Source organism: Saccharopolyspora montiporae, from assembly GCF_015209505.1.
In the GTDB taxonomy this organism is placed as follows: Bacteria; Actinomycetota; Actinomycetes; order Mycobacteriales; family Pseudonocardiaceae; genus Saccharopolyspora; species Saccharopolyspora montiporae.
This window is the reverse complement of the sequence record NZ_JADEYC010000015.1, coordinates 1-22,768: the sequence shown is the minus strand read 5'-3', so window position 1 is coordinate 22,768 and position 22,768 is coordinate 1. Positions and strand designations below refer to the sequence as shown.

Sequence of the window (22,768 nt, the reverse complement as noted above, 5' to 3'; positions counted from 1 at the left end):
CGGCGTCCCTATCCTCAGCATGGCCCGCACATCTACAGCGAAAGGCGCGAGTCATGCGTACCGCTTTCATCCACGGCGAGACCGAGCAGTTCGCCGCGGCGAAGGCCGAGCTGATCACCCGCTGCAGCGGTCACGCCGACGGCGAGGACATCGCGCCGCAGGCGTCCTGCCTGCTGGACGGGAAGTTCGCCCGGGACGGCCTGCTGACCTGGTGGAGCACCGAGGACGTGCAGCGCTACCTGCTGCGCTGGGCCCCCCGCGAGCTGCAGGTCCCGGACTTCTCCGCAGCCCCGCGGTTCCTGCACGTCTGGCTGGACTTCCTGCAGGAGGAGGGGCTGCTGGACACACCGGACACGGCCGACGAGCTGCACGAGGCGGTGGAGGAGCTCACCGCCGCGCACAAGGCCGCCATGGCCGATCCCGGCGAGTGGGGCGCGGACAAGTTCTGGTCGGCCACGATGCTGGAATTCGGCCTGGACACCGGAGATCCGGAGTCGGTGATCGGGTTCATGACCGGCGTGGAGTCCGGCGAGATCGATGTGGACACCGATCTCGCGGAGCAGATCGAGGAGCGGGACGACGCCGCCGAGCCGCCCGCGGTGTGGCTGCCGCCGGTCGTGTTGCCCGAGGACGATCCGCAGCAGGCGGAGGCCGAGCACACCGAGGCGCTGGCCCGGGCGAGCGCGGTCGTGGAGTGGATCGGTTCCGGGCGGGAGCTGGACAGCGATGTCAGCGAACTGGCCGAGAAGCTGGGCATCGACGGGTTCGAGACCGGGGTGCTGCTGGAGTGGGTCCGGCACGCGGGCCTGGTGCGCGTGGCCGGCGAGCGGCTCGTGCCGAGCGTGCTCGCACAGCCGCTGCTGGCCGAACCGGGGCTGCTCTGGGACGGATTGTGGCGCGGCGTGCAACAACTGGCCGATGTGCTCGCCGAGCCGCTGGACGAGCTGACCGATCCCGCCGAGGCGTTCTCCGACGTGCTGGGCTCGATGCTCACCGTGCTGTACGTGCGCGATGAGCCGGTCTCCGCGGAGGTGCTGACCGAAGCGGCAGCCGACCTGCTGGCCGCGGGCGCGGACGACGAGGAGGACGAGGCCGACGAGGACACCGACGAGGAGGCCCCGGAGGCCGGGGTCGACGAGGTGCGCGAGGTCGTGCGACCACTGCTGTCGCTGTGGTCGGCCCTGGGCGCGGTGCGGGCGATGCCGGATGCGGACGATCCGGCGGAGTCGGAGGTCTTCGAGCTGACCCCGCTGGGGCTCGGCGCCGCGCGGGCGTCGCTGCGCGAATCGGGCTACCGGGCACCGGTGGCCGAGGAGCTGATCCCGCACTCGGCCGAGGTCGTGGCGCTGGTGGCCGCGGACGCGGACGGCGATGCGCTGGGCGTGCTGGTACCGGGGTGGATCGAGTTCCGGGGTGCCGAGCAGGCCGCCGAACAGCTGGCCGGCCTGCTGCGCCGGGTGGACGACCCGGGAATCCGGATCACCGCGCTGTGGCTGCTGGAGCAGGTCGGTGCACCGGGGGTCGCCGCGGCGGCCGGGCTGGCCGAGGACCCGGTGGCCGGGCACGCGGTGCGCGTCTGGCTGCAGGGTAGGCAGGAAGGCCCCGAGGTGCGCCTGGAGGCCGATGACGAGCTGCTCTTCGTGCTGGACGGGATGACCGCGGTGGCCGGCGACAGCCCGGAGACCGTGCTGGAGGAGTTCCAGGAGTGGACGGTCGACCAGCAGTTGGCGGTGGTGGAGAAGCTGCCCTCCACCGGGCATGCGGGCGCGGGCCTGCTGCTGGGGGTGCTGGCCGAGCTGCACCCGGAGGAACGGGTGGCTCGGGCCGCGGATGCCGCGCTGTCCCGGGTCTCCGGCGCGGGGGTGGCCTGACGCCGGTCCGCTGCCGGATCCGGATGACTACGCCGCGGCCGGATCGCTGGTCAAGGCCTCGTCGGTGAGCTCACTCATGTTCGTTTGTCCGGCTAACGGGACACCGTTAGCCTTGCAAACGATATAGTTCCTGCTCTTCCGAGGAGTGGACCGATGAGCGCCGCCGGGCACGACGTTCGGCTATTCGACGTCTTCAAGGGCCAGCCGAAAGCCGTGTGGATCACTGCGTTCGCCGCGGTGATCGCTTTCATGGGCATCGGCCTGGTCGACCCGATCCTGCTGTCCATCGCCGAGGCGCTGGACGCCGGGCCCGAGCAGGTCACCCTGCTGTTCTCCTCCTACCTGGGAGTGCAGGTGGTGGCCATGCTGGTGACCGGTGCGTTCAGCGCCCGGTTCGGCCCGAAGCGCACCGTGGTGACCGGTCTGGCGCTGATCGTGCTGGCCACGCTGGCCTGCGCCGTCGCCGCCTCGATCGGCCAGCTCATCGCGCTGCGCGCCGTGTGGGGCCTGGGCAACGCGTTCTTCATCGCCACGGCGCTGTCCGTCATCGTCGGCGCGGCCAGCGGTGGGCAGCAGGCCGCGGTGCTGCTCTACGAGGCGGCGCTGGGCATCGGCCTGGCGACCGGACCGCTGCTGGGCGCGCTGCTCGGCGACCTGTCCTGGCGCGGGCCGTTCGCCGGCACGGCGGTGCTGATGGCCATCGCGCTGGTCCTGGCGGCGGGCTTCCTGCCCAAGGACGGGGAACGATCGCAGCGGCAGGCGATCCGGCTGCTGGACCCGCTGCGCGCTCTCCGGCACGGCGGCCTGCTGCGCACGTCCGTGGGCTCGGCGTTCTACACCGCGGCGTTCTTCATCGTGCTGTCCTGGTCGCCGTTCGTGCTGGAGTTCGGCGCGGTCGCGGTCGGCCTGGTGTTCTTCGGCTGGGGCATCTGCGTCGCGGTGGCCGGGGTGACGCTGGCGCCCAAGCTGGCCACTCGGTACGGCGAGGTCGGCGCCACGATCATCGCCGTGCTGGGCTACGCGGCGGTGCTCGCGATCATGTCGGTCGGCAGCAAGCCGGTGGTCGTCGTCGGCGTCATCGTCAGCGGCCTGGCCTCCGGCCTGCTCAACACGTTGTTCACCGGCTCGGCGATGAGCATCAGCAACGCGCCGCGCCCGGTGGCCAGCGCGGGCTACAACTTCAGCCGCTGGCTCGGCGGGGCGGTCGCCGCCACCCTCGTCGGCCACGTGGCCGAATGGCTCGGCTTCGACCAGGCGCCGTTCGCCGTCGGTGCGGCGCTGTGCGTGCTGGCCGCGGTGCTGCTGTCCGTGGAGCTGCGCGGCAAGGGCGACGCGCACCGGGTGCCCGCCGAGGCGGCGGCGGTCGGCGAGGAGTTCTGACCCCGGAGTTCCCGCTCCGGCGCGGCGGGAGCGGGCTCGGTACGCCCCCGCCGCGCTGCGCACTCCGCGTGACCATTCGGACGCGAATGGCCCGTGCGGACTAGCCGACGCGCCCGCTTTCCGCCGTCCGTTCGCATTCTGCGTGGCGAGTTCCCGCAGAGTTCACTCTTCGGTTCCGAGACCATCGCCTGACATGCCTAGCGTCCGGGTGTTCCCGTTCGAGCACCTGGAGGTCCGCTTGGCGTCCCGACCGGACAACGGCATCCCGCTGCCGCTGCTGTCCCACCACACGGCTGCCCGCGCGAGCACCACCTGCCGCTACCGGTGCGGCAACGCCTGCGCGCACGAACCGCCCAACCCGTCCGCCAACTCCTACTTCGGTGAGATCGCCGCACGCGCGCTCAGCCGGCGCGGCGCGCTGCGCGCCGGCGGCGTGCTCGCGCTGACCACGGCCGGAGCCGCCACCCTGGCCGGTGGTGCCACCGCGGCACCCGTCCGCGGCCGGGCCGGCGGACCGCCAGCGCCCGGCACCGACTTCACCCCGGTCCCGCCGAACCGCGAGGACCGGGTGGTGATCCCGGAGGGGTTCCGGCAGAACGTGGTGATCCGCTGGGGCGACCCGGTGCTACCCGGTGCCCCGGACTTCGACTTCCACGCGCAGACGGCCGAAGCCCAGCAGCGGCAGTTCGGCTTCAACAACGACTTCGCCGCCCTGCTGCCGCTACCGGGCAGTCCCACCGAGCACCTGCTCGTGGTCAACCACGAGTACACGACCGAAACGCACATGTTCCCCGACTACGACGAGGAGAACCCCACCGAGGAGCAGGTGCGCACCGCGTGGGCGGCGCACGGGCTGTCCGTGGTGCACGTGCGCGAGGAGGACTCCGGGCTGCACCCGGTCCCGGGCGGGAAGCACAACCGGCGGATCACGCTGGACACCGAGTTCGAGGTGCGCGGTCCGGCAGCGGGAAGCCGCTTCCTGCGCACCACGGCGGATCCGTCCGGCACGCGGGTCCGCGGCACGCAGAACAACTGCGCGGGCGGGGTCACCCCGTGGGGCACAGTGCTGTCCGGCGAGGAGAACATCCACCAGTACTTCGGCAACGCCGACCGGGTCACCGATCCGGACACCAAGCGGCGACTGGACCGGTACGGCTTCGCCGCCGGGCCCAGCGAGCGCAAGTGGGAGCGCTTCGACCGGCGGTGGGACGTCACCGCCGAACCGAACGAGCCCAACCGGTTCGGCTGGATCGTGGAGATCGACCCGTTCGACCCCGCGTCCACCCCGGTCAAGCACACCGCGCTCGGCCGGTTCAAGCACGAGGGCGCCACCATCAAGGTCGGCGCGGACGGCCGGGTCGCCGCCTACAGCGGGGACGACGAGCGGTTCGAGTACATCTACAAGTTCGTCTCGGACAAGCCGATGAAGCCCGGCGCGAGCGCGCACGCGCGCAGGCACAACATGCGGCTGCTCGACGAGGGGACGCTCTACGTCGCGCGGTTCAGCGGCAACAGTCCGGCCGAGGAGATCGACGGCAGCGGCAGGCTGCCCGCCGACGGGGCCTTCGACGGAACCGGCGAGTGGATCGCGCTGGCCACCGGGGACCGGTCGTTCGTGCCCGGGTTCACCGCCGAGGAGGTCTACGTCTTCACCCGCGAGGCCGCCGACCGCGCCGGTGCGACCAAGATGGACCGCCCCGAGGACGTCGAGCCGAACCCGGTCAACGGCCGGATCTACTGCGCGCTGACCAACAACTCCAACCGCGGGGCGCAGAGCAACGCCGGCCCGGACGAGGCGAACCCGCGCAGCGGCAACAAGCACGGCCACGTGTTGGAGATCGAGGACGACCCGCTCACCGCGCGGTTCGACTGGAACCTGCTGCTGGTCTGCGGCGATCCGGGCGACCCGGCCACCTACTTCGGCGGATTCGACAAGTCGCAGGTCAGCCCGATCTCCTGCCCGGACAACGTGGCCTTCGACCGGCACGGCAACCTGTGGATCTCCACCGACGGCAACGAGCTCGGGTCCCATGACGGGCTGTTCGCGGTGCCGGTGGACGGGCCGGAGCGCGGTCGGGTCAAGCAGTTCCTCACCGTGCCGGTGGGCGCGGAGACCTGCGGGCCGGTGATCGGCGATGCGCTGGTGACCGTCTGCGTACAACACCCCGGCGAGGTGGACGACGCCACCCCGGAGAACCCGGCCTCGCGCTGGCCGGACGGGCCGGGGTCCCAGCCACGCCCGGCCGTGGTGGCCGTGCGCCCGGCGCGGCCCTGACCCGCGAGCTCGGGCGTCCCACCGGCGGGACGCCCGAGCTCTCCGGTGTCAGGGATTCCCCGGGTGTCAGGGATCGCCGGGTGTCAGGGATTCCCGCGTGTCAGGGATTCGGCGGGCTGGTCCTCCCGGGGTGTGGCGCGGAGGTAGACGACGACCAGGGCGGCGGCGATCATCACCGCGCCGACGACCCACATGCCCGCGTTCTCCGTGCCGGTCAGGTCGGTCAGCACCCCGGTCACGTACGGGGCGGCGAACCCGCTGACGTTGCCCAGCGAGTTGATCAGCGCGATCCCGCCCGCGGCGGCCGCACCGGCCAGGAAGTTGCTCGGCAGCGCCCAGAACGTGGGCAGCGCCGCGCAGACCCCGATGGCGCACACGGTCACCGCGGCCATCGCCGCGTACGGATTGCCCAGGTACAGCGCGATCGGAATGCTCACGCCGCCGACGAGCATCGGCAGCGCCACGTGCCAGACCCGCTCGCCGCGGCGGTCGCCGTGCGCGGCCCAGAACACCATCACCACAGCGCCCACCACGTACGGGGCCGCGGTCACCAGTCCGGACTCCACAGTGGACATGCTGGTGCCGAACCGCTGCTCGAAACCGGCGACGATGGTCGGCAGGAAGAACCCGAGCGCGTAGAGCCCGTAGGAGATGCCGAAGTAGACGAACGCCAGCGCGAGGATGCGCGGGTGGGTGAGCGCCTTGCGCAGCGGCCAGCTGTGCTCGGACTCGGTGCGCGCCCGCTCCTGCTCCAGCTGTCCGGTCAGCCAGTCCCGCTCCTCGGCGGTCAACCACGTCGCCGCGGACGGCCGGTCGGTGAGGTAGAACCAGGTCACCACGCCCAGCAGCAGTGCGGGCAGCCCCTCGACCAGGAACATGAACCGCCAGCCGGACAGGCCGAACACGCCCTCGCCCGAGCTGATCAGCGCGCTGGAGACGGTGGCGCCGATCGCCGAGGAGATCGGGACGGCGGCCATGAACATCGCCACCGCCTTGGCCCGCTGCGCCGCGGGGAACCAGTAGGTCAGGTACAGGATGATTCCGGGGAAGAAGCCGGCCTCGGCCACGCCCAGCAGGAAGCGCAGCACGATGAGCGTGGTCGCGTTCGGCACGAACGCCATCACGGTGGCGACCACTCCCCAGCTGATCATGATCCTGGCCAGCCACCGGCGCGCCCCGAACCGGTGCAGCGCGAGGTTGCTCGGCACCTCCAGGACCAGGTAGCCGAGGAAGAAGATCCCCGACGCCAGGCCGAACACCGTGGCGGTCATGCCCAGTTCGTCGTTCATCCCGTTCGGACCGGCGAACCCGATGTTCACCCGGTCCAGGTAGTTGACGAAGTAGAGCAGGCACAGGAACGGCATCAGCCGGATCGCGACCTTGCGCAGGATCCGGTCTCCGGGATCGGCAGCAGCGGCTGCATCGACTCTGCTCACCCGGATGTCCTAAACCTGATCACTCGACAGGGTCAAGACCACGACCACGGACTGGGACGGGCTGCGCGCGGCCCGCCGTGCGCGCGCAGTTACCGTTGGAGCATGCCCGAACGACCGATTGCCCTGGTCACCGGTGCCTCACGAGGCATCGGTGCCGCTACCGCGCGCGCTCTCGCCGACACGCACGACCTGCTGCTCGGCGGCCGCGACGCATCCGCCCTGGAATCCCTTACCGCCGAACTCCCCGGCGCCCGCGCCTGGCCGGTCGACCTCACCGACGCGGACGCCGTGGCCGCCGCCACCGCGGACATCGACCGGCTGGACGTGCTGGTGCACAGCGCCGGGCTGATCGAGCTGGGGACGGTCGCCGACACCGGCAACGAGTCCTGGCGGCGCACCTTCGAGGTGAACCTGTTCGCGGTGACCGAGCTCACCCGGTTGCTGCTGCCCGCGCTGCGCGCGGCGAACGGGCACGTGGTGCTGGTCAACTCCGGCGCCGGACTGGCCGCCAAACCCAACTGGGGCGTCTACGCGGCCAGCAAGTTCGCGCTGCGCGCGTTCGGCGACGTGCTGCGCGCCGAGGAGAGCGACGTCCGGGTGACCTCGGTCTTCCCCGGGCGCACCGCCACCGACATGCAGCGCGACGTCCGCGCCCAGGAAGGTGCCGAGTACCAGCCGGACCACTACCTGCGGCCCGAATCCGTGGCCTCGTCGATCAGCTCGGCGGTGCACGCCGGTGCCGACGCGCACCTCACCGAGATCATCGTCCGCCCTGCGTAAACCCGGTCAGGCCCGCACGTGCCGCGCCGTGGTGCGTGCGGCCGCCTGCACCGACCGCCGGTCCACCCGGGTCGGCTCGCGGTCGCGCAACACCTGCGCACCGCCGACCCACGCATCGCGCACCGAGCGGGAACCCGCCGCCCAGACCACATTGGACAGTAGCTCGTCATCCGAGGCGTCCAGCCCGCACACGAACGCCGGGTTGTCCACTTCCAGGTGCACCAGATCCGCCCACCTGCCGGGCTCCAGGGCGCCGATGTCGTTGCGCTGCAGGGCTTCCGCCCCGCCGCGGGTGGCGGCCAGCAGCGCGGCGGGCGCGCTGAGCGCGGTGGCGTCCCCGGTGGTGGAGCGCGCGAACAACCCGGCCAGCTGGATCTCCTCCCACAGGTCCAGGTCATCGTTGCTGGACGGCCCGTCGGTGCCCAAACCGACCGGCACCCCGGCCCGCAGCAGGTCCACCAGCCGCGCCGTGCCGGACGCGAGCTTGGCGTTCGACCCCGGGCAGTGCGCCACCCCCACCCGGTTGCGCACCAACAGCTCGATGTCCGCATCGGACAGGTGCACGGCATGCGCGGCCAGCACCCGGCCGTCCAGCACGCCCAGCTCGTGCAGCAGCCTGGGCACCGAACCGAATTCCGCCCGCTGCGCCGCGTCCTCGTCGGCGGTCTCGGCCACGTGCATGTGCACCAGCGCCCCGCGCTGCTGCGCGTGCTCGCCGACCACCCGCAGCGCCTCCGGCGGCAGCGTGTAGGCCGAATGCGGTCCGTAGCCCAGCTCCACCCGGTCGGCCGGGCCGAACCGCACCCCGTCGGCGTCGATCCAGCGGCTGATCCCCTCGACCATGCCGCGCCAGCCGTCCGCACCGCTGAGCCCGGGCACCGAGATCACCGCCGGGGCCAACACCACCCGCGATCCGACCTGCAGCACGGCCTCGGCCACCGCCTCACCGGTGAAGTACATCTCCGCGCTGGTGGTGACCCCGGCGCGCAGCATCTCCACGCAGCCCAGCTGCATCCCCGCGCGGATGTCGGCCGGGCGCAGCCGCGCTTCGGCGGGCCAGATGACCTCCTGCAGCCAGCGCAGCAGCGGCAGGTCGGCACCCATCCCGCGCAGCGGCGTCATCGGGCTGTGCGCGTGCGCGTTGATCAGGCCGGGTAGCAGGATCCCGCTGCACTCCCGCACATTCGCGTCCGGGGAGCGTTCCGGTGCCGACGTGCGCGGACCGCAGTACAGGATCCGGCCGTCCGCATCGACGTCCACCACCGCGTCGCGGACCACCGAGCAGGCGGCATCGCAGGGCAGGACGACAGGTGCGTAGAGGCGGAGTGCGATCGGCATGCCCCGCATTCTGCCGCACGGTCATCCGGCACCCGCCCCGCCGAGGAGCAGTACCATCGCCGTCCCCGCGGCCGCGGCCGCGCACAGCAGCGCCGCCGCGACGGCGACGTCCTGCGTTCGTCGTGTCATGCCGGGATCCTCGCCCGGCGCGGGCGGTGCGCACCTCGGTCCGGCGGCCGGAGCGCGGTCGGCCGGAAGGCTCGCGGATCCGCCCGCGGATCAGCCGTCCAGCAGGCCGCTGCGCCAGGCCCAGGCTGCGGCCTCCACCCGGTTGCGCGCGCCGATCTTGGACTGCGCAGCGGCCAGGTGCGTTTTCACCGTGGACAGCGACATGTACAACTCCTGGCCGATCTCGCCGTTGGTCAGCCCGCGGGCCGTGGCGCGCACCACGTCGAGTTCGCGGTTGGTCAGCGCGGTCACCGGCGTCCCGGCGTCCCGGGACTCGGCCGCGGGCCGGGCGAAGTGCCGCAGCAGTCGGACGGTGATCTGCGGGGACACCAGTGCGTCCCCGCGCACCGCGGCGCGCACCGCTTCCAGCAGCAGCTGCGGTCCCGCGTCTTTGAGCAGGAATCCGCTGGCGCCGAGTTGCAGGGCGCGCTGCACGTACTCGTCGAGGTCGAAAGTGGTGACCACGACGACCTTCACCGGGTCGGCGACGTCCGGTCCGGCCAGCTGCTCGGTCGCCGCCAGTCCGTCCACGACCGGCATCCGGATGTCCATCAGGCACACGTCCGGGCGCTTCTCCCGGGCCAGCCGCACCGCTTCGCGCCCGTCGGCGACGTCAGCGACCACCTCGATGTCGTCCTGCGACTCCAGGATCATCCGGAACCCGGCGCGCACCAGGTCCTGGTCATCGGCGATCAGTACCCGGATCATCGCAGTCCTCTCCTCGGGGCAGCACGACCTCGACGCACCAGCCCGCACCGCCGGGTCCGGCGGCGAACCGACCGCCGAGCAGCTCGACGCGCTCGCGCATGCCGACCAGACCGTATCCCCCGGGTCCGCCGAGCGGTTGCGCGCGGGCGGGCCGGCCGTCGTCGGCGACCTGCACGACCAGGTCGCCGCCGTCGGTGCGCACCCGGATGCGCACCGAGGTCACCCCGACTCCGTGCCGCTCCACGTTCGTCAGCGCCTCCTGCACGATCCGCAGCGCGGAGCGGCCGATGTCCCCCGGGACCGGTCCGGGCAACCGCACGTCGAGCTGGAAATCGGGGTGCGGGCCGGATTTTCGCTGCTCCGCGTGCTGCACGAGCGAGCGCAGGTCGGCGCGCAGGTCGGTGGTGGCGTGTTCCGGACCCGTCTCCGCACCGCGCATGCCGCCCACCAGCCTGCGCATCGCGGCCAGCGCCTCGGACCCGCTGTCCGAGATGGCGCCGAGCGCCCCGGCGGCCGCCTGCGGGTTGTCCGCCGCGACGTGCTGCGCGGCCTGGGCCTGCACCACGATCCCGGTCACGTGGTGCGCGACCACGTCGTGCAGTTCGCGGGCCAGCGCCATCCGCTCCGCCTGCTGCGCGTCGGAGACCGCGGTGGCCACCGACCGCGCCCGTTCTGCGTCCCGCGCCCGCAGGTACCACCCGCCGCCGGCGGCGATGATCAGCAGCATCACCGCGAACGCCAGGTACATCACGTCGCCGAGCACCTGCCGGGGATTGGTGAGCGGCGTGATGCTCACCAGCCCGGACAGCACGACGGCCCCGGTCGCCCACGCCGCACGCTCGGGCCGCTCGTGCCGGATGACGTACCCGATCAGCAGCGCCCCGGACGCCGCGGTGGACAGCGGCGCGGTCTCCAGCAGGCCGTCCGAATCCCCGTCGAGCACCGCGATGCCGACCGTGGTCAGCACCGGCACCACCGCGCCCAGCAGCGCGGCCTGCACCGGGCGCCGCGGCGCGACCACGGCCAGCGCGGACATGAGCACGGTGCACACCAGCAGCAGCGGAACGGCGGTGAACGTCCGTCCGACGTAGTTCACGAAGTCCAGGAACAGCAGGATGCTCAGCCCGGCGGCCACCGGCCACTGCACGCGCAGCAGGGCCCGTCCGGGACCGAGTTCCCCGCCGGTCAGCCAGCCGCGCAGGTACAGCGCGGTACCGATCACCAGCACCAGCTGCAGCAGTCCGAATCCCGCGGTGATCGGCGCGTTCGCCCCGGGGAACGGGCCTTCCAGCACCCCGGCGCGCAGCACCGAGGTGAACACGCAGCCGAGCACCAACGCCGCGGTCGCCGACACGGCAGGCGCCAGGCGCAGCCCGCGGCACACGTGGAAGACCACCAGCAGGCCGACCAGGTTCTCCGTGGGGTGGATGCCCTCCAGACCGAGGTGGTCCACCTCCGTCCCGGTGACCGCCAGCGCCGCGGTCTGCAGCACCAGCACCGGCAGCACGCCCAGCGCAGCGGCCAGCGGCCGGTACGGGGCGAGCAGGGCCAGCAGCACCTGGAGCGCGAGCCCCGGCAGCACCAGCGGGCCACCGTCGCTCAACCCCCGCACACCGTCGCCGAACGCCGCCAGCGCGATGACCGGAACCGGCACCCACCGCACCAACCACGCGGCGGCTTGGAACGGCAGGCGCTGCGCCGGCGATTCCGGCGGTGGTGCTTCCCGGGGCTGCGCGAGGGGTGGTTCGGTCACACCGCGACCGTAGTGCGCCTACCGCCACATGCCCTCGGCCGATCGGCCGGGGCGGGGATGGCCGGCAGGCCACGGGAAGCGGGCCGAGCGGATGATCCGCGCGCCGGACCCGTCCGGCGATGCTGAGCGCAGCAATCGATCAGCGGGAGGTCCCAGACATGCTCACCACCATCGCCGGCACCGCGGGTGCCCTGCTCGCGGCCGCCATTCTGCTGCTCATGTCGCTGAGCTCACCGCTGCAGGAGGTCGAGCAGGCGCGCAGGCGGTCCCGGACATCCCCGGTGGCGCGGCCCGGGCGGGCCGGTGCTCCGCAAGCCGCGGCGCAGCAGGCCGCACCGCGGCCGACCGTCCCGATGGCGACCCGCCCGCGGCGCACCGGGACGACCTGCGTCGCGCGGACCAAGACCCCGCACCCGGTGCGCTGACGGCGGCCGCTCAGCGGTCCGCGGCGGGTTCCGGCTCGTCGGCGCGCTCGAAGATGAGGTCGTGCACCGCGCGCCCTTCCTCGTGCGCCCGGTTCTCGAACTTGGTGACCGGCCGCCACGGGGGTCGCGGAGCCCAACCGCCCGGCTCGGCCGAAAACCGGTTGCGCAGCAGCGGTTCCGCCGAGCAGACCTCCATCATCTGCTCGGCGTAGTCGGTCCAGTCGGTGGCCAGGTGCAGCACCCCGCCCGGGCGCAACCGGGTGGCGATCAGCTCGACGACCGGCGGCTGCACCAGCCTGCGCTTGTGGTGCCGCTTCTTCGGCCACGGGTCGGGGAAGTAGATGCGGACCTCGGACAGCGCACCCGGCTCGATGTGCTCGCGCAGCAGCACCGAGGCGTCGCCGCGCAGCACCCGCAGGTTCGACACCTCGGCGCCTTCCGCCCGCAGCAGCAGCTGCGCCAAGCCCGGCTTGTAGACCTCCACCGCGAGGTAGTTCACCTCCGGCTCGGCGGCCACCAGCTGCGCGGTGGTCTCGCCCATCCCGGAGCCGATCTCCAGCACCAGCGGAGCGCGCCTGCCGAACCACGAGTCGGCGGCGAGCGGCCCCTCGGGCAGCGCGGAGACGTCCGCCCCCAGCTCATCCCAGTGCCGATCCCAGGCGCGCTGCTGGCCGGCGGTCATCCGCTCGCCGCGCTGGACGTAGCTGACGACCGTCCGCCGATGGGGAACCTGCTGGTCAGAAGCGTTCACGAGCACCGATTGTCGCAAACCGGAACCGGCACACCGGCACCGGCCGCGACGTCACCAGGACTCGATGCGCGCGAGCTCCGCGGCCAGCCGCTCCGGACCGGCCACCGGGACCGGCCGCGGCGGGGCCTCGGCGTGCGCGGGCAGCGCGTTGAGCCAGCCGGGATGCTCGTCGGTCAGCACCACCGCGGTGGGCACCTGCACGGCCCCGCGATCGGACGGCGCGTACTCCCAGAACCCGGACTCGCCGACACCGACCCACGGCACGAACACCCAACCGGGCCTCCGCAACGTCGCGTGCACCGCGTCCTCGATCTCGAAAGCGGCCTGCCTGCCGGGCAGTTCACCGCGGTCCAGCGCGCGCAGCCACCACGGGGCGGGTAACCGCCGCGCCGATCCGTGCAGCTTGCGGAACAGCTCCAGCACCTGGGCTTCGGGAGCGGTATGCACCCAGCTGCGACGCAACGAGGCCGGGGATGCGCCGCTCAGCGACGGGGGATGCCCTTCGGCGGCCAGTGCCCACTCCAGCCGCGGCACCGGTTCCAGCCGCACGTCCTCCGCGGCCGGCGCGCTGCTGTGCTGCGGCTGGAACGCCGACCACCCGGTTGACTGCACCATCGGCCACACCCCGTCTGCTGTTGGAAACGGCGGGCCGTGCCCGCCCGGTTCAGCGCATGCCCTCCAAGCAGCACTGGTTCGAAGACATCCCCCTCATCCCTTACCACAGCCGATGTGCCGCAGGACACCGCCGAGTGTTTTGTGGTGCACATCACAGCTTTGCATCGCATCAGGTCGAGCTCGGCAGTTCGGCTCGACAGCACCCCGCCCGACCGCTGCAGTGGGGACGTGGCAGACGAGACGATCCAGCAAGTGCAGATCGACGGCGGCGTCGTGGTGGGCGTGGACGGTTCGGCCTCGTCGGTGCGCGCACTGCAGCTGGCCGACGAGGAGGCGCAGCGCCGCGACGCGCTGTTGCACGTGGTGCGCGCCTGGAGCATCCGCACCGCACCGCGCCCGACGGACTGCCCGCCGAACACCATCCCGAGCATGGACGCGTTCCACGAGACGGTCGCCGCGGACACCCGGCAGGTCGTGGCCGGGCAGCTCGCCGAGCAGCGCGCCGCGGCCGCGCACATCCACGCCGTGCACTCCCCGCCGCCGCAAGCGCTGCTGTCCGCGTCGAAGGGCGCCGACCTGCTCGTGGTGGGGCATCGCGGACGCGGCGGTTTCGCGGGGCTGATGCTGGGCTCGGTCGCCGAGCAGTGCGTGCGGCACGCGGCGTGCCCGGTGCTGGTCGTGCGCCCCTCGGTCTGAGGTCGGCGGAACTCCGCGCCCCGCAGCCGGATTCAGCTCCAGCGGAAACCGGGTCCGAACATGCACAGGGCCCGGGCCATCCCCCGAATGACAGCCCGGGCCCTCCCCCGTCCCGACCGCCGGCGCCCCCGAGCGCTGTTGCAGTCGGTCGTTTCGGTTGTGCACACGCACCGCGGAGCAGTGCGACTGCGTCCACTCCGGACCCCCGAAGTCCGGACCGGATCGCACCTACCGCGGCCCGATCTTGTCGACGATCCTATCGTTCGACGTGATCAGGCTCTCGGCCGGGCTCGGTAACGTTTTGCCATCCCGGGCCCAGCAGGGACTTCGCGATGTCGATCATGGTGCGTTCGTCCACCGCGCACTCCGCGGGAATCCGATGAGGACACCGGCCCCGGCGACGACCCGCCGCAACCGGGGAATCACCCCGGGTCCGCGGCTGTGGGCCGTCACGCGTCCCGGCGGCGCACCACCGCGATCCCCGCCGCGAGCACCGCGACCGCGATCGCCGCGAAGTAGGCCAGCGCGGCCCACGGCCCGAGCGGCATGTCCCCGGCGCCCTCCGCCGACAGGAAGTGTCGGGCCATGTTGAACGGCATCCAATTGCTCAGGTCCTCGCCGACCTGCGGGATGAGCAGTACGAGACTCTCCACCAGCAGTGGCCACAGCAGGAGCAGCGTGATCGCAGCGGCGCTCTGCCGCACCAGGGTGCCGACCCCGACCGCCAGCACCGCCCCGGCGGCGAACACCAGCCCGACGCCGGCGACCTGCCGCCACGCCACGGCGGAATCCAACGCCAGCTGCGGGTCGGTGGCCATCAGGTAACCCACCGCCCAGGCGCCGAACGCACCCAGCAGCCCGACGACCAGCGCGGTCAGCGCCGCGACCACCGCCTTGGCCACCAGCGGGGACACCCGGTTCGGCACCGCCAGGAACGTGGCCCGGATCGTGCCGAACCGGTACTCGGTGGTCACCGACAGCGCCGCAAGCACCATCACCACCATCAGCCCCAGGTCCGAACCGCCCTGCGTCTGCGGGATCAGCACCGGAGAACCGTCCTCCGTCAGCCCGACCACCAGCGCGGTCAGCGCCATCGGCAGGGCGATCGCCAAGAACGAACACCACCACGCCGAGCGGGTGGAGAACAGCTTCATCCGCTCCACGGCCAACTGCGTCATCGGGCCACCCCCGCCGCCGCCGGTGCCTCGCTGCCGAGCCCGGTCTGGTACTCCACCGCTTGGTTCGTCATCTGCATGAAGGCGTCTTCCAGCGATCCGCGCTGCGCGGTGAGCTCGTGCAGCACGATTCCGCGCTGTGCGGCGAGTTCACCGATCCGCTCCGTCGTGGTCTGCTCGGCCAGCAGCGAACCCGGTTCGCTGTCGCGGACGCCGATCCCGACCGCGGTGAGCGCCTCGCGCAGCTGCGCGATCTGCGGCGAGCGCACCAGCACCGCCCCGTCCCCGGCGCTGTCCACGAACTCCCGGGTGCTGCACTGCGCGATCAGCTGACCGCGGCCGATGACCACGAGTTCCTCGGCGGTCAGCGACATCTCGGACAGCAGATGGCTGGAGACCAGCACGGTGCGCCCCTCGGCGGCCAGCCCCTGCATGAACCGGCGGATCCAGTGGATGCCCTCCGGGTCGAGCCCGTTGACCGGTTCGTCGAACAGCAGCACGCCGGGATCGCCGAGCAGCGCGGCAGCCAGTCCCAGCCGCTGCGACATGCCCAGCGAGAAGCCGCCCGCATTGCGGTGCCCGACCTCATCCAGGCCGACCATGCCCAGCACCTCGTCCGCGCGGGCGGGCGAGAGCCGGTTGGACTTGGCCAACCAGCGCAGGTGGGTGCGCGCCGAGCGGTTCGGATGCACCCAGCGCGCGTCCAGCAGCGCCCCGACCGCGCGCAGCGGCTGCTTGAGCTCCGCGTAGCGCTTGCCGTCGATGCGGACCGTGCCGGAAGTGGGCTGGTCCAGGCCCAGCATCATCCGCATCGTGGTCGACTTGCCCGCGCCGTTGGGCCCCAGGAAGCCGGTGACCCGGCCCGGCCGGACCGTGAAACTCAGGTCCTGCACGGCGACCTTCGCCCCGTAGCGCTTGGTGAGGCCGTCAGCCTCGATCATTGGTTCACTCCTGCCCGCGAACGATGTTCGGTCCCCCTCGTGGCCCGCTGCCGCACGCGGAGCGAGCGGCGGCGGCCGGGCTGCGGTGCGCCGTCGGACCGCACTGCCCCAGACTGCCCGGCCGGGGCGGCGCCGAGCATCGAGCTTACGGCCAGGATCCGCATCGACCGTTCGGCGGACCCGGCCGCGCGGAGGAGTCCACGGCAGCACCGCTCCCGCGCGCATCGGGGATCCCCCGGATCTTCCCCGGCGCGCGGGTCAGCGGAACCAGCGGTCCAGCGCGGCCGCCGCACCGTCCGCGGTGACCGGGGCCACCACCTCGTCCGCGGCGGCGCGGACCACCGCGGGCGCCTGGCCCATGGCGACCCCGTGCGCGGCCCAGCGCAGCATCGGGAGGTCGTTGTCGCCGTCCCCGGCGGCGAACGTGTCCTGCGGGGCGATGCCGAACCCGGTGCGCAGCTTCTCCAGCGCGGAGGCCTTGGTGATCCCGGCGCCGACGACGGTGACCCACGGTTCGTAGTGGTCCAGCGTGCAGGTGCTGCCGGGCAGCTCGACCCCGGCCATCCGCTCAGTCAGTTCGGCGGGCGCGCGGCCGGACCAGTCGGCGATCAGCCGGGGAACCGGCTCGACGACCAGGTCCGCGTGCGGGACCACCAGCTGCGGACCGTGCAGCAGTTCCGCGGAGAACTCCGCGGTGACCAGGTTGCCGGCGCCGATCCGCTCGGCGGCGAACCGGGCACCGGGCAGCCGTTCCGCGAGGTCGGCGACGACCGGTGCGGGATCGAAGGTCTCAGCGGACTCGATCTCCCCGGTGGCCGCGTCGACCACCACGGCGCCGTTCGAGCACAGCAGGTACCCGCTGCTCAGCTGCAGTTCCTCGGCGACGGGCAGCGCGCCGAGGGCGCTGCGGCCGGTGGCCACCACCACCCGGCTGCCCGCATCGGCGGCGCGGCGGACCGCATCGCGCACCTCGGGAGCGATGCGGCGGGTGGCCGGGTCGAGCAGGGTTCCGTCGACGTCGAGCGCGACGAGGCGCGGGATCCAGCGGGTCACGGGCGACCACACTAGCGACCGCCCTGCGCGATGCGCACATATTCATCCACAGTGGACGGACTTTCCCGGTGGTCACCGGGCCCCGGGTGCGCGCGGGGCCGTGGCAGGATGTGACGCGGCCGACATCCCCTCGCGTTCCGGAAGGCCCCCGTGAGCACGGCATCCGACCAGCAGCAGTGGCCCGGACCGCTGTCGGCCGCCGTCGCCCGGATGTGCACCGATCTGCGCCCGCAGCTGGCCGAACCGACCGCGGACCGGTTCGACGACGTGCTGCGCAGGCTCGCCGCCCCGCTGCAGGTCGCCGTCGCAGGCCGGATCAAATCCGGGAAGTCCACGCTGGTCAACGCGCTGATCGGCCGCCGGGTCGCGCCCACCGACATCGGGGAGTGCACCCGGCTGGTGACCCGCTTCCAGTACGGGACCGTGGACCGGATCGAGGTGGTGCTCACCGATGGCACCCGGCAGGCGGTGCCGTTCGCCCCGGACGGCGGCATCCCCGCCGAGCTCGGCATGGAGCTGTCCGAGGTCTCGCACCTGGAGGCGTACCTGACCAACGCCGTCCTGCGCGAGCTCACCGTCATCGACACCCCCGGCCTGGGCTCGCTGGACGCGGACGCGGCGGGCCGAACCGCGGACCTGCTCGGCGAGATCGACCCGGTCTCCAGCAGCGCCCTGGCCGGTGCCGAAGCCGTGCTCTACGTGCTCACCCAGCAGGTGCGCGCCGACGACCGATCCGCGCTGAGCGCGTTCAGCGCCGCGACCGGCGGAAGCGAGGCGGGACCGGTGAACGCGATCGCGCTGCTGAACAAGGCCGACACCGTGCAGCCCGAGTCCGTGACCGGCGCCGGGTCCGATGTGTGGGCCGCGGCCGGCATCCTGGCGCAGCGCCAGGCCCGACTGCTGCAACCCCGCGTGGCCGACGTGCTCCCGGTCGTCGGCCTGCTCGCGGAGAGCGCGGAGACCGGCGCGTTCACCGCCGCCGATGCCGCCGCGCTGCGCGAACTATCCGGCCTGGACACCGCCACGCGGGAGACGCTGCTGCTGTCCGCGGACCTGTTCACCACCTGGGAATGCGGGGTGGACCCCGCGGTGCGCACCGGACTGCTGCACCGGCTGGACCTGCACGGGGTGCGCTGCGCCCTGGCGGCTATCGAGGAGGATCCGCAGGTCACCGACGGGGCGCTGCGGCGCGCGCTGCGCGATGCGTCCGGGTTGGCCGCGGTGCAGCAGCGGTTGCGCTCGGTGCTGCAGGCCCGGGTGGACGGGATCAAGGCCGCCGCGGCGCTGGCCTCGGTCACGGCGCTCGCCGAGGAACCCGGGGCTGCCGGAGATCCGGGTGCTGCCGATCAGCGGCAGCGGGTGCACGATGCCGTCGAGGCCCTGCTGGCGCGCCCGGAAGCCCACCGGCTGCGGGTGCTGGAAGCGCTGACCGCGATCGCCTCCGGTGCGGTGGAGCTGCCGGACGACCTCGCCGAGGAGGTGCTGCGGGTGGGCAGCGGCGGCGATGCGCGCGAGCAGCTCGGCATGCCGGACGGCGGCGATCAGGACATGGCCGGGTACGCGCTGGAGCGGGCCACCTGGTGGCGTTCCTTCTCCTCGCTGGGCGCGACGCCGGCGCAGAGTCGGATCGCGCACGTCGTGCACCGCGCGTACTTCCTGCTCTGGCAGCAGCTCGGAGCCAGCGCGTGATCCGGCGGTGGCGGCGCGGCGGTTCGGCGGACGGCGGAACCGCGCGCCCGGCCGCTGCGTCCGAAGAGCCGCACACCGACGACACCACCGAGCCGGGAGCCGCCATGACCTCCGCGTGCGCCGCAGATCCGTTCAGCAGGGCGATGGCCGACCGCGAAGCGCTGATCCGGCTGTGCCTGTACGCCCTGGACCGGGCGCGCAGCACCGGGGTGGCCGAGCGGCTCACCGAGGGGCTGGCCCAGGTGGGCGTGCAGGTGCTGCAGCCGGAGGGAGAGCGGTTCGACCCGTCCCGGCACGAGGCGGGCGGCACGGTGCCCGCCACCGACGGGGAGCTGGACGGGCTGGTCGCCGAGACCGAGGTGCCCGGGTTCACCGACGGGCGACAGGTGCTGCGTCCGCCGGTGGTCACCGTCTACCGCGCGGCGCGCGGCACGCCCGGGGGCGGCCCGGCCGGCGAGCGGGGACGGCCGTGACCTCCGGGCACTCGGCTCATCCGGGAGACGTCCCGGGCTCGGCGCTGCCGGTCACCGGTACGCTGCCGCAGCAGGTCAAGCGCGCCCGCGATCAGTTGCTGGCCGAGCTCGCCGAGTTCGATCCCGATGCGGCCGACCGGGTGCGCCGGGTCCGCGCCGCGCGCGGGACGACCCCCTCGGTGGTGGTGGTCGGCGAAACCAAGCGGGGGAAGAGTTCGCTGGTCAACGCGCTGCTGGATCGGCCAGGCCTGTCCCCGGTGGACGCGGACGCGGCCACCGCCTGCCATCTCGTGTTCGAGCACGGTCCGGAGTGGTCGGCCCGCGCCTGCTACCCGGACGGCTCGGAGACCGGCATCGACCCGAACCGACTGCGCGAGCGAGCGGTCGCCGACCCCGCACCGCCGGAGGATGCGGCGGCCGGGATCCCGGGTGCGCGCGAGCTGCGGATCCGCGCCCCGCTGGACCCGCTGGCACAGCTGTCCCTGGTGGACACCCCGGGCGCCGGCGGTCTGACCGAGCTGCACGGCGAGCTCGCGCTGGAGGCCGCCGCCTCGGCCACCGCCCTGCTGTTCGCGGTCGACGCATCGGCCCCGCTCACCCGCGGGGAGCTCGACTTCCTGCAGCGCGCGGGCGAGCGGGTGGAGACGGTGGTCATCGCGCTGACCAAGACCGATCTGCACCGCGGGTGGCGGGAGATCGCCGCGGAGAACCGCGAGCTGCTCACCGCGCACGCGCCGAGGTTCGCCGCGGCGCCGGTCTTCCCGGTGTCCGCACGGATGTTGGAACTCGCGGGCCGAGCACCGGGCCCGGCGGCGGCCGCCGCGGTCCGCGCCGAGTCGGGGATCACCGAACTCCGCGAACACCTGCTGGCCACGGTCGCCGACCGCAGCGCGATGCTGGGCGAGGCCAACACGATGCGGGCGCTGCGCTCCGCGCTGGTGGAGCTGGCCGCGCGATGGGCCGCGGACCGGCGCGCACTGACCGCGGGCGAGCAGGAGGCCGCGGCGCTGCGCAGCAGGCGCGCGGAGCTCACCGCGGCGCGGCGCTCGTCCACCCGGGGCTGGCAGGTGCGGCTGCGCGGGGAGATCCAGCGCACCCGGGTGGAGACCGGGCACGAGGTCACCCGGCAGGTGCGCGAGGTGCAGAGCTGGTTCCGCCGCGCGATCGACGGCGCCGACCGGGGGCAGCTGCAGCTGCTGCCGCAGCAAGTGGACGCGGCGCTGCAGCTGGCCTCCACCCGGGTGGCGAGCGGGCTGTCCGGCACGTTGTCCGCGGTCACCGAGCAGGCGCTGGCCGAACTGTTCTCCGCCGAGGAGCTGGACGTGATCCGCGCGCAGTTCGCCCGGGGCGGCAGGCAGCCGATCGCGCTGCGCCCGCCGGACCGCCGCCCGCCCACCGCGGAGGACAAGCTGCTGGTGTTCATGGGCGTGTCCGGCGGCCTGGGCATCGGCCGGGCGGCGGCGCTACCGCTGGCCGGCCTCGGGGTGGGTGGGCTGAGCCCGGTGGTGCTGCCGGTGACGATCGTGCTGGGCCTCGGCGCGGGTTGGTGGATGGCCCGCACCCGCAAGCACACCGCGGACAAGCAGCACCTCAAGCAGTGGCTCACCGAGGCGATCGCCGATGCCCGCTCCGCGCTGGACCAGCTGGTGGCCGAACAGCTCATCGAGGCGGAGCAGCAGCTCACCCTGGCACTGGACGACGCGCTGACCAGGCGCATCGACGCCATCGACACCGAGCTCCGCGAGGTGGACAAGGCGTTGCGCATGGACGCGGCCGAGCGGACCGGGCAGCTGCAGGAAGTGGACCGCCGGATCGCGGCGGTGACCGCGGGCCGCGAGCGGGCCGACCAGCTGCTCAGCAGCATCCGAGCCGTGCGGGACGGCCGCTGAGCAGCGGCTCCCCCGCGAACTTCACCCGTCCGGGTAGAATAGTTCGGACATTCCGCCCCAGCGCGGAACCCGGCGCGGCTACGCTGCGTCCCAACTCGGCAAGCTGATCCGCAGCCGTAAGGGGCCGCACCGTGTACATCGAGGAGACCGCCGCAGGCGGCGGGGACATCAAGGTCGTCGTCGACGGCGAGGAGTACACCGCGGAGGCCAACCACGACCTGGACGGGGACGGCATCGACGACACGGTGGCCGTGCTCACCGGGGACGGCCACCTCGCCTACGTCGACGAGGACGGCGACGGCAAGGCCGACCTCGTGCAGTCGGTCGATGCGCGCGGGGCGGTCGTGGAGCAGGCCCGCTACCGCGAGGAGACCGGCGACTGGGTGGGCGAGCAGCCGCACCAGCGGCCGGGTCCTGGCGACAACCCGGGTCCCGGCCACAACCCGGGTCCCGGCCACAACCCGGATCCCGGCGACAACCCGGGCCCTGGCGAGCACGGCGCCTCGTCGCTGATGCTGCCCACCGCGGACGGCGAGCACCGCATCGGGCCGCCGACCGAGGACACCGACGACGACGGCGTCCCGGACACCGCGATCATCAGCACCGCGGACGGCACCGCCCTGGTCACCGACGCCGACGGGGACGGGATCGCCGACCAGGTCGTGCGCATCTCGGACAGCGGGGACGTGCTGATCGACAAGCGCACCGCGGGCGGCACGTGGGAGCAGGTCGAGCGCGGCGGGCTCGGCCAGGACGGCGGCTACCTGTCCACCGCAGCACCCACCGACGACGCCTCGTGGACCTTCGGCGAGCCGGCGGGCGGCCCTCCCGAACCCGCCGACACCGATCCGCCCGCCGGAACACCCGGCCGCGGAGCGAAGGGCCTGACCTCCGGTGACGATTCCGGAGCCACCTCGACCTCGGACGACGCCTGGGCATGACCGGTCCGCGCCAGCGGACCCGTTCCGCGGCCCGCAGCAGCGCGGAAAACCGGACGAGACGGACGAGACGCACCGGCAACCGGGTGCCACCCCTGCGGCGCGCAGCCCGGTTCGCCGGAAACCGTGCGGTCCGCTCCGGGCCGCGGCGGCCGGATTCCGCCGGGAGACGCTCGCCGGAACGGATTCTGAATCGATCCCCTTATCGTTCCTGTGAGAGAACGAACAATGCTGATCTCCGTTGAGCGGCGCCTGCGCCGTTAGCCTCGGTGCATCCCTTTCCATTCACCCGGCCAACGCGGGTCGGGCGGATTTTCATTGCAGACGCCGGGGGAGCCTCCGGCGCAGGATCCGGGCTGTGGCGCCCAGTCAGGAGACAGACGAGATGACCGCGTTGACGATTCCCGGTCTTGA

General features: G+C 73.0%; 19 protein-coding genes. 10 read left to right on the top strand and 9 right to left on the bottom strand.

Annotated elements, in window-relative coordinates; translation table 11 throughout:
• Positions 1-53 precede the first annotated feature (53 nt).
• The 3 genes from IQ251_RS09550 (at position 54) to IQ251_RS09540 (ending at position 5,526) form a co-directional block, all read left to right on the top strand.
• On the top strand, positions 54-1,871 hold the full coding sequence (locus IQ251_RS09550) for a hypothetical protein (protein ID WP_193928140.1): 1,818 nt from the start codon (positions 54-56) through the stop codon (positions 1,869-1,871).
• A gap of 153 nt (positions 1,872-2,024) precedes the next feature.
• Positions 2,025-3,251: an MFS transporter gene (locus tag IQ251_RS09545; RefSeq protein ID WP_193928139.1), complete on the top strand. Its 1,227-nt coding sequence runs from the start codon at positions 2,025-2,027 to the stop codon at positions 3,249-3,251.
• A gap of 193 nt (positions 3,252-3,444) precedes the next feature.
• On the top strand, positions 3,445-5,526 hold the full coding sequence (locus IQ251_RS09540; RefSeq protein WP_193928138.1) for a PhoX family protein: 2,082 nt from the start codon (positions 3,445-3,447) through the stop codon (positions 5,524-5,526).
• Between the two features lie 83 nt (positions 5,527-5,609).
• Here IQ251_RS09540 and IQ251_RS09535 read toward each other — a convergent pair whose 3' ends face one another.
• A complete protein-coding gene (locus IQ251_RS09535; protein ID WP_193928333.1) occupies positions 5,610-6,890 on the bottom strand; it encodes an MFS transporter in 1,281 nt (426 codons plus the stop codon).
• A 174-nt stretch (positions 6,891-7,064) separates the two neighbouring features.
• Between IQ251_RS09535 and IQ251_RS09530 the strand changes: the two genes are divergently transcribed.
• On the top strand, positions 7,065-7,742 hold the full coding sequence (locus IQ251_RS09530) for an SDR family oxidoreductase (protein ID WP_193928137.1): 678 nt from the start codon (positions 7,065-7,067) through the stop codon (positions 7,740-7,742).
• A gap of 6 nt (positions 7,743-7,748) precedes the next feature.
• On the opposite strand, the gene IQ251_RS09525 is transcribed toward IQ251_RS09530, so the two are convergent.
• The 3 genes from IQ251_RS09525 to IQ251_RS20255 form a co-directional block, all read right to left on the bottom strand.
• A complete protein-coding gene (locus IQ251_RS09525; protein ID WP_370591321.1) occupies positions 7,749-9,074 on the bottom strand; it encodes an amidohydrolase family protein in 1,326 nt (441 codons plus the stop codon).
• A 225-nt stretch (positions 9,075-9,299) separates the two neighbouring features.
• Entirely contained in the window at positions 9,300-9,956 is a 657-nt protein-coding gene (locus tag IQ251_RS09520; protein ID WP_193928135.1) for a response regulator transcription factor, read from the bottom strand.
• Complete coding sequence (locus tag IQ251_RS20255) at positions 9,931-11,709, bottom strand: sensor histidine kinase (RefSeq protein ID WP_193928134.1); 1,779 nt, start codon at positions 11,707-11,709, stop codon at positions 9,931-9,933. The genes IQ251_RS09520 and IQ251_RS20255 overlap by 26 nt, the downstream gene beginning before the upstream one ends.
• 158 nt (positions 11,710-11,867) lie before the next feature.
• Between IQ251_RS20255 and IQ251_RS09510 the strand changes: the two genes are divergently transcribed.
• Positions 11,868-12,134, top strand: a complete 267-nt coding sequence (locus IQ251_RS09510) for a hypothetical protein (RefSeq protein ID WP_193928133.1) — start codon at positions 11,868-11,870, stop codon at positions 12,132-12,134.
• 10 nt (positions 12,135-12,144) lie between these two features.
• Here the strand turns inward: IQ251_RS09510 and trmB are convergent, their stop codons facing one another.
• Together trmB and IQ251_RS09500 are read right to left on the bottom strand one after the other, a co-directional pair.
• Entirely contained in the window at positions 12,145-12,816 is a 672-nt protein-coding gene (gene trmB / locus IQ251_RS09505) for a tRNA (guanosine(46)-N7)-methyltransferase TrmB (RefSeq protein WP_228046497.1), read from the bottom strand.
• Positions 12,817-12,936: 120 nt separating this feature from the next.
• On the bottom strand, positions 12,937-13,500 hold the full coding sequence (locus tag IQ251_RS09500) for a hypothetical protein (protein ID WP_228046483.1): 564 nt from the start codon (positions 13,498-13,500) through the stop codon (positions 12,937-12,939).
• Positions 13,501-13,728: 228 nt separating this feature from the next.
• On the opposite strand from IQ251_RS09500, the gene IQ251_RS09495 reads away from it, so the two are divergent.
• Positions 13,729-14,196 (top strand): universal stress protein, encoded by a 468-nt coding sequence (locus IQ251_RS09495; RefSeq protein WP_370591303.1) that lies wholly within the window; start codon positions 13,729-13,731, stop codon positions 14,194-14,196.
• A 449-nt stretch (positions 14,197-14,645) separates the two neighbouring features.
• Here the strand turns inward: IQ251_RS09495 and IQ251_RS09490 are convergent, their stop codons facing one another.
• The 3 genes from IQ251_RS09490 to IQ251_RS20250 all read right to left on the bottom strand — a co-directional run bounded on the left by IQ251_RS09490 (position 14,646) and on the right by IQ251_RS20250 (position 17,365).
• On the bottom strand, positions 14,646-15,374 hold the full coding sequence (locus IQ251_RS09490; protein WP_193928131.1) for a hypothetical protein: 729 nt from the start codon (positions 15,372-15,374) through the stop codon (positions 14,646-14,648).
• Complete coding sequence (locus tag IQ251_RS09485; RefSeq protein WP_193928130.1) at positions 15,371-16,312, bottom strand: ATP-binding cassette domain-containing protein; 942 nt, start codon at positions 16,310-16,312, stop codon at positions 15,371-15,373. The genes IQ251_RS09490 and IQ251_RS09485 overlap by 4 nt, the downstream gene beginning before the upstream one ends.
• A 258-nt stretch (positions 16,313-16,570) precedes the next feature.
• Positions 16,571-17,365 (bottom strand): HAD family hydrolase, encoded by a 795-nt coding sequence (locus IQ251_RS20250; protein WP_193928129.1) that lies wholly within the window; start codon positions 17,363-17,365, stop codon positions 16,571-16,573.
• A 210-nt stretch (positions 17,366-17,575) separates the two neighbouring features.
• On the opposite strand from IQ251_RS20250, the gene IQ251_RS09475 reads away from it, so the two are divergent.
• The 4 genes from IQ251_RS09475 (at position 17,576) to IQ251_RS09460 (ending at position 22,357) form a co-directional block, all read left to right on the top strand.
• The gene (locus tag IQ251_RS09475) at positions 17,576-19,054 is read left to right on the top strand and encodes a dynamin family protein (RefSeq protein ID WP_193928330.1); all 1,479 of its coding nucleotides are present in this window, start codon (positions 17,576-17,578) and stop codon (positions 19,052-19,054) included.
• Positions 19,055-19,158: 104 nt separating this feature from the next.
• Positions 19,159-19,527 (top strand): nucleotide exchange factor GrpE, encoded by a 369-nt coding sequence (locus IQ251_RS09470; RefSeq protein WP_193928329.1) that lies wholly within the window; start codon positions 19,159-19,161, stop codon positions 19,525-19,527.
• On the top strand, positions 19,524-21,416 hold the full coding sequence (locus IQ251_RS09465) for a dynamin family protein (protein ID WP_370591301.1): 1,893 nt from the start codon (positions 19,524-19,526) through the stop codon (positions 21,414-21,416). The genes IQ251_RS09470 and IQ251_RS09465 overlap by 4 nt, the downstream gene beginning before the upstream one ends.
• 131 nt (positions 21,417-21,547) lie before the next feature.
• On the top strand, positions 21,548-22,357 hold the full coding sequence (locus IQ251_RS09460) for a DUF6802 family protein (RefSeq protein ID WP_193928128.1): 810 nt from the start codon (positions 21,548-21,550) through the stop codon (positions 22,355-22,357).
• Positions 22,358-22,768 lie beyond the last annotated feature (411 nt).